This window comes from Candidatus Streptomyces philanthi (genome assembly GCF_059553635.1).
The window spans coordinates 1-6682 of record NZ_JCANQV010000300.1; the positions used below are offsets into that span (position 1 = coordinate 1).

The 6682-nt window shown below is 73.6% G+C and carries 8 protein-coding genes; 2 read left to right on the forward strand and 6 right to left on the reverse strand.

The features are described from left to right. The 6 genes from AC51EU_RS25145 to AC51EU_RS25170 all read right to left on the reverse strand — a co-directional run. The coding region (locus AC51EU_RS25145; RefSeq protein WP_496269353.1) for an acyl-CoA dehydrogenase family protein at nt 1-327 on the reverse strand (327 nt) is incomplete at its 3' end. Continuing rightward, nucleotides 324-1505, reverse strand: a complete 1182-nt coding sequence (locus AC51EU_RS25150; RefSeq protein ID WP_496269354.1) for an acyl-CoA dehydrogenase family protein — start codon at nt 1503-1505, stop codon at nt 324-326. The genes AC51EU_RS25150 and AC51EU_RS25145, both read right to left, overlap by 4 nt. After that, nucleotides 1502-2500 carry an NADPH:quinone oxidoreductase family protein gene (locus tag AC51EU_RS25155; RefSeq protein ID WP_496269355.1) on the reverse strand — a complete coding sequence of 333 codons (999 nt, stop codon included), beginning with the start codon at nt 2498-2500 and terminating at the stop codon, nt 1502-1504. Before AC51EU_RS25155 ends, AC51EU_RS25150 begins: the two co-directional genes overlap by 4 nt. A 68-nt stretch (nt 2501-2568) precedes the next feature. Then, nucleotides 2569-2823: a helix-turn-helix domain-containing protein gene (locus AC51EU_RS25160; RefSeq protein WP_496269356.1), complete on the reverse strand. Its 255-nt coding sequence runs from the start codon at nt 2821-2823 to the stop codon at nt 2569-2571. Further along, nucleotides 2823-3320, reverse strand: a complete 498-nt coding sequence (locus AC51EU_RS25165; protein WP_496269357.1) for a DUF2975 domain-containing protein — start codon at nt 3318-3320, stop codon at nt 2823-2825. Before AC51EU_RS25165 ends, AC51EU_RS25160 begins: the two co-directional genes overlap by 1 nt. 156 nt (nt 3321-3476) lie before the next feature. Further along, entirely contained in the window at nt 3477-4103 is a 627-nt protein-coding gene (locus tag AC51EU_RS25170; RefSeq protein WP_496269358.1) for a winged helix-turn-helix transcriptional regulator, read from the reverse strand. Nucleotides 4104-4222: 119 nt separating this feature from the next. On the opposite strand from AC51EU_RS25170, the gene AC51EU_RS25175 reads away from it, so the two are divergent. Together AC51EU_RS25175 and egtA are read left to right on the forward strand one after the other, a co-directional pair. Further along, nucleotides 4223-5434 carry a pyridoxal phosphate-dependent aminotransferase gene (locus AC51EU_RS25175; protein WP_496269359.1) on the forward strand — a complete coding sequence of 404 codons (1212 nt, stop codon included), beginning with the start codon at nt 4223-4225 and terminating at the stop codon, nt 5432-5434. 198 nt (nt 5435-5632) lie between these two features. Continuing rightward, nucleotides 5633-6682, forward strand: a 1050-nt coding sequence (egtA, locus tag AC51EU_RS25180; protein WP_496269360.1) for an ergothioneine biosynthesis glutamate--cysteine ligase EgtA, incomplete at its 3' end; no start/stop codon positions are given.

Sequence of the window (6682 nt, forward strand, 5' to 3'; positions counted from 1 at the left end):
GCAGCCCAGCAGGGCGGTCACCGCGACGACGGCGCTGGTCAGGTAGGGGACGGGAGCGATGGCGCGGCCCAGTTCCTCCAGGACGACGGCGGCCTCGCGGGCGCTCGCCCCCTGCCCGCCGCGGTCCTCGGGCACCAGCAGTCCCGCGGCGCCGATGTCCTGGCCGAGGGTGCGCCACAGCGCGTCGTCGCGGGGGCGGTCGTCCTCCAGGGCGGCGAGGACGGCGGCCGGGTCGCAGTGGTCGGTGAGCAGGGCGCGGACGGCGGCGCGCAGCTCGTCCTCGGTCCCGCTGTAGAGGAGGTCGGCCTCCGGTGCCGTCGCGTTCATCGGGGCAGGTCCTTCCAGGCGACGTCCTTGTCGTTGCGGGGCTCGGGCGGAAGTCCCAGGACGCGTTCGGCGACGATGTTGAGCAGCACTTCGGAGGTGCCTCCCTCGATGGAGTTCCCCTTGGCGCGCAGATAGCGGTAGCCGGGGCCGCGTCCGGTGAAGTCGACGGTCTCGGGGCGGCGCAGTGTCCAGTCGTCGTAGGCCAGTCCGTCCTCGGCGAGGAACTCCACCTCCCAGCCGCTGATCTGCTGGGCGAGGCGGGCGAAGGCGAGTTTCATGGCGCTGCCCTCGGGGCCCGGCTGGCCCTTGGCGAGCTGCTGGCGCAGGCGCGCTCCGGTGAGGCGGGCGACCTCGGCGTCCACCCAGTGGGTGAGCAGGCGCTGGTGGAGGTCGTGGGTGCGCAGGTCGGGACGGGCGCGCCAGGCCGCGGCGGCGACGCCGATCATGCCGCCCTCGCGGGGGAGGTGGCCGCCGCCGATGGCGACCCGCTCGTTCATCAGGGTCGTCCTGGCGACGTCCCATCCCTCGCCGACGTTCCCGAGGCGGTGGCTGTCGGGGATGCGGACGCCGGTGAGGAAGACCTCGTTGAACTCGGCCTCGCCGGTGATCTGGCGCAGCGGCCGGACGTCGACCCCGGGGTCGGTCATGTCGCAGACGAAGTAGGTGATGCCCTGGTGCTTGGGCAGGCCGGGGTCGGTGCGGGCGAGGAGGATGCCCCAGCGGGCCCGGTGGGCGACCGACGTCCAGACCTTCTGCCCGTCGACGGTCCAGGTGTCGCCGTCGCGCACCGCCCGGGTGGCGAGGGCGGCGAGGTCGGAGCCGGCGCCGGGTTCGCTGAACAGCTGGCACCAGATCTCCTCGCCGGTCCACAGGGGGCGCAGGAAGCGGCGGCGCTGGGCGTCGGTGCCGTAGCGCAGGAGGGTGGGGGCGGCCATGCCGAGGCCGATGGCGTTGCGGCCGGGGGCGTTGCCGGGGGCGCCGGCGGCGGTGAGCGCGTCGTCGACGACGGCCTGGAGGGCGCGCGGGGCGTCGAGTCCGCCGAGTCCTTCGGGGAAGTGGACCCAGGCGAGTCCGGCGTCGAAGCGGGCGCGCAGGAAGTCGAGGGGCGCGGTGGTGGCGGGCGGGTGCGCGGCGAGCAGGGCGGCGGTGCGGCGGCGCAGGTCCTCGGCGTCGGTCATCGTGCCTCCCCGGCGCCGGGGAGGACGACGAGTCGGCCGGTGGTGGTGCCGTCGGCGACCCGCTGGACGGCGTCGGCGGCGTCCGCCAGCGGGATGCGGTCGCCGATCAGGGGTTTGACGGTGCCTTGGGCGGCGAGTGCGGTGAGGGTGTCGTGGCAGGCGGCGACGGCGGCCGGGTCCTTGGTCTGGTAGAGGCCCCAGTGCAGGCCGAGGATGGAGTAGTTCTTGACGAGGGCGTGGTTGAGGGCGGGCGCGGGGACGGTGCCTCCGGCGAAGCCGACGACGACGATGCGGCCCTCGAAGGCGACGCACTTGGCGGACTTGGCGTAGGCGTCGCCGCCGACCGGGTCGTAGACGACATCGGCGCCGCGGCCCCCGGTGGCGTCCTTGACGGCGGCGACGATGTCGTCGGTGTGCCGGTCGAGGACGAGGTCGCAGCCGAGGCGGCGGGCGGTCTCCGCCTTGTCCGGGCCGCCGGTCACGCCGATGACGCGGGCGCCCGCCGCCCTGCCGAGCTGGACGGCGGCGCTGCCGACGCCGCCGGCCGCGGCGTGCACCAGCAGCGTCTCCCCCGGCTGGATCCGGGCCCTGCGGTGCAGTCCGAACCAGCCGGTCTGGTAGCCGATGTGCAGGGCGGCGGCCTCGGCGTCGTCCAGGGCGTCGGGGGCGGGGCGTACGGCCGCGGCGTCGGCCACCGCGAGTTCGGCGAACCCGCCGCCGGGCAGCGCGGGTTGGGCCAGGACGCGCCGCCCGGTCAGTTCCTCGGCCCCCTCCCCCGCGGCCAGGACCTCGCCGCAGATCTCCACGCCGGGGGTGAACGGCAGGGGCGGGCGGACCTGGTAATGGCCCCGGCACAGCAGGGCGTCGGGGAAGTTGACGTTGGCGGCCCGTACCCGCAGCAGGACCTGGCCCGGTCCGGGGCGCGGGTCCGGCACCTCTTCGAGCCGCATCACCGCACGCGGTTCACCGTTCGCGTGTACGCGCCATGCCTTCACCTGATGCCTCCACAAGCTCGGGTCCGCGGGACGGCGCGGGGCCCGCCGGCTCCGGCGCCACGCGCATACTAAGCGGTCGGTATGCCCGAGGGAACCGTTTCCCGGCCGTCACCGTCCTCGTCCGGCACCCAGCGCAGTACGTCGCCGGGCTGGCAGCCGAGGGTGCGGCAGATCGCGTCGAGCGTGGTGAACCGCACCGCCTTCGCACGGCCGTTCTTCAGGACGGCGACATTGGCGGGGGTGATGCCGACGGCGGCGGCGAACTCACCGACCGACATCTTGCGCCGGGCGAGCAGCAGATCGAGGTCGACGACGATCGCCATCAGACGACCGCGGCGATCTCGGTCTGGAGGTCCGTCGCCCTGCGCAGGAGGCCGCGCATGACGACGACGAGCATGACGAACGACGCCCCCACCGCGACACCCGTGACCGCGGCGCCCAGCGCGCCGATGACCTCCATGCCGTCGTCGGGCGAAGGGATGGAGGCGACGGCCAGATGCCCGGCGACACCGAGGGCCAGCAGTGTCGCGACGGCCGAGGAGCCGATGATGACATCGACCCACCTGAAGGCCAGGGGCGTGAAGATCGCGCCGCGCCGGACCATGGCGAGCAGCATCCACACGGCGACCAGTGCGGCCTGGACGCAGGCGATGCCGGCGATCGCCACCACCGCGTAGGGCACGGCGAACGGGGCGTACGGGGGGAAGCGGTCGACCTCACCGGCCGCCGTCGCCGGGATGACCACGATCTGGCCGAAGAGTCCGGCCGCGATCGCCGCGGCGACGCCGGCCCGGAGCACGAGGATGAAGAGACGATTCATGGATCGATTGTCGATCGCTTTCGATCGATATTCAATCGATCTCGTTCATGAAGCACCCCTTGGCCGATTCCGGCGAAGCTTTTCGGTCAAACCGCCCCCGGTCGCCGAAGTACCCACCCACCAAGCCGTGATGACGGGCAGTCCGACGCGGCGCCCCTACGGCGCGACCACCACCTCCCGCCCCGCGGCGATGACCTCGACACGGCCCGCGGCGAGGGCGCGGTCGAGCGGGAGCCGGTCGTGGGCGATGTCGGCGCAGGTCGCGGCGTCGGTGCGGAGGCGGACATCGGGGTGACTGGAAGGGCCTTCGGCGTAGCCGGGGGTGTCGCCGCCGAGGGTGACATGGAAGGTGCCCTCGTCGAGGACGACGTCGATCACGTCCGTGCCGTCGGGGAAGTGGCCGGCGAGGCGGGTGAGGAGCGGTACGGCGAACCAGTGGGCGCGGACGGCGTCGGTCGGCCGCCGTTCCTCCAGCGCGGGGGCACCCCAGTCGGCGAGTGCGGTCAGGACGGGGAGCAACGCGCGGCCGCGTGCGGTGAGTTCGTAGACGAACACGGCGGCCGGCGGGGGCGTTCTGCGGCGGGTGGCCAGGCCCTCGCGCTCCATGCCCTTGAGGCGGGAGGCGAGCATGTCGGTGCTGACGCCGGGCAGGTCGGCGTGGAGGTCGGTGTAACGCCGGGGCCCGCCCAGCAGTTCCCGGACGATCAGGAGCGTCCAGCGGTCGCCCACGGCGTCCAGGGCGCGGGCGACGGCGCAGTACTGGTCATAACTTCGGCGCGGCATGGCACCAGCATAGACAAGGAGTTGGACTTTCCAAGTGCGCGCTTGGTAAAACCAAGTAACGTGAGCGAACACGGAAGCCGCCGCGCCGTGCGGTGAGCGAGGGACCGGGAGGCCGCCGCATGCAGTTCAAGCAGTCCAGCAAGTTGGCCGATGTCTGCTACGAGATCCGGGGCCCGGTGATCGAGCACGCCGACGCGCTGGAGGAGGCGGGCCACAGCGTGCTGCGGCTCAACACGGGCAATCCGGCCCTGTTCGGCTTCGAGGCGCCCGAGGAGATCCTCCAGGACGTCATCCGCAACCTCTCCCGCGCGCACGGCTACACGGAGTCCCGGGGCATCCTCTCCGCCCGCCGCGCGGTGGTCCAGCACTACCAGGGCAAGGGCCTCACCGATGTCGGCGTCGACGACGTCTTCCTCGGCAACGGCGTCTCCGAGCTGGTGTCGATGGCGGTGCAGGCGCTGCTCGACGACGGGGACGAGGTACTGATCCCGGCGCCGGACTTCCCGCTGTGGACGGCGGTGACCACCCTCGCCGGCGGCAAGGCCGTGCACTATCTGTGCGACGAGTCGGCCGACTGGCTGCCCGACCTCGACGATCTCGCCTCGAAGATCACCGACCGGACCCGGGCGATGGTCATCATCAACCCCAACAACCCCACCGGCGCCGTCTACCCCCGCGAACTGCTGGAGGGCATGCTCGACCTGGCCCGCCGTCACCAGCTGATGGTGTTCGCCGACGAGATCTACGACCGCATCCTCTACGACGGTGCGATCCACCACCACGCCGCGGTCCTCGCCCCCGACCTGGTGTGCCTGACGTTCAGCGGCCTCTCCAAGGCGTACCGCGTGGCCGGTTTCCGCTCCGGCTGGCTGGTGGTCTCCGGCCCCCGGGAGCACGCCCGCGACTATCTGGAGGGCCTGGGCACCCTCGCGTCCATGCGGCTGTGCCCGAACGCCCCCGCGCAGTACGCCGTCCAGGCCGCGCTCGGCGGACGGCAGAGCATCGAGGACCTGGTCCTGCCCGGCGGGCGGCTGTGCGAGCAGCGCGACCGCGCCTGGGAGCGGCTCAACGAGATCCCGGGGGTCTCCTGCGTCAAGCCCAAGGGCGCCCTCTACGCCTTCCCCCGGATCGACCCGGCCGTGCACCCGATCCACGACGACGAGAGGTTCGTCCTGGACCTGCTGCTGCGGGAGAAGATCCAGGTCGTCCAGGGCACCGGCTTCAACTGGCCGCGCCCGGACCACTTCCGCGTCCTCACCCTGCCGCACGCCGACGACCTCGACGCCGCGATCAGCCGGATCGGGCGCTTCCTGGCGGGCTACCGGCAGTGAGGCAAGGGCCGGGCCCCCGCCCGGCCCGGCCCACCCGAACAGCCGCAGCCGTCCCACCGGCCCTCTCCCCGCCGCTGACCGGCCACCCGCCGTCCCCCGCGCCCCACACGGCGCACGGACGCCCTTGAGCGCACCGCCCGCAGGCGCTTAGGTGGAGGGCGGCACTCCTGCCGCCACCCCGGAGGGGAGAGGGACGTCATGCCCGAAAGCCCCGCGCTCACGGAAGCAGACCTGGAGGCCCATCTGCACGGGATCTGCTTCAAGACCGGCCCGCCCCGGCGCATAGGCGTCGAGACCGAATGGCTGGTGCACGATCTCGACCGCCCCCGATGTCCGGTCGCACCGCCCCGGCTCCGCGCCGCGGCCGGCGCCGTACGCGCCCTGCCGCTCACCTCGCTCCTCACCTTCGAACCCGGCGGCCAGCTGGAGCTCAGCTCGCTGCCCGCCGACTCCCTCGCCTCCTGCGTCGCCGCCGTCTCGGCGGACCTCGCACGGATCAGACCTGTCCTGCGGGAACGGGGCCTGGGCCTGGCCGGACACGGCCACAACCCCTGGCACCCGCCGCGCCGGGTACTGACCGAACCCCGCTACCGCGCCATGGAGCGCTACTTCGACCGCCGGGGACCGGCCGGGCGGTCCATGATGTGCGCCACGGCGTCCGTCCAGGTGTGCCTGGACGCCGGCTACGAGGAGCCGGGGCCGCTCGGGTTCGCGCGGCGCTGGCGCACGGCGCATCTCCTGGGCCCGGTGCTGATGGCCGCGTTCGCCCACTCGCCGTCCGGCGCCGACGGCCCGACCGGCTACCGCACCACCCGTCAGGCCGTCTGGTCCCGGCTCGACCCGGCCCGTACCTGCGCGCCGCCCCGCGACGGCGACCCGCGCGCGCACTGGGCCCGCTACGCGCTGGACGCGCCCGTGATGTGCGTCCGGTCGGACGACGGGCCCTGGGACGCGCCCGAGGGCCTGACGTTCCGCCGGTGGATCCACCACCGCGCGCCCCGGCCGCCGACGAAGGAGGACCTGGAGTACCACCTGACCACGCTCTTCCCGCCGGTGCGGCCGCGCGGGCACCTGGAACTGCGCATGATCGACGCGCAGCCGGGCGAGGACGGGTGGATCGTGCCGCTCGCCGTCACGGCCGCGCTGTTCGACGACCCCGAGGCCGCGGAAGCGGTCCACCGCGCCGTGGCTCCCCTGGCGGAGGCACAGGGCGCGGCCCCGCCGCCGCCACAGCGGGCTGCGCAGATC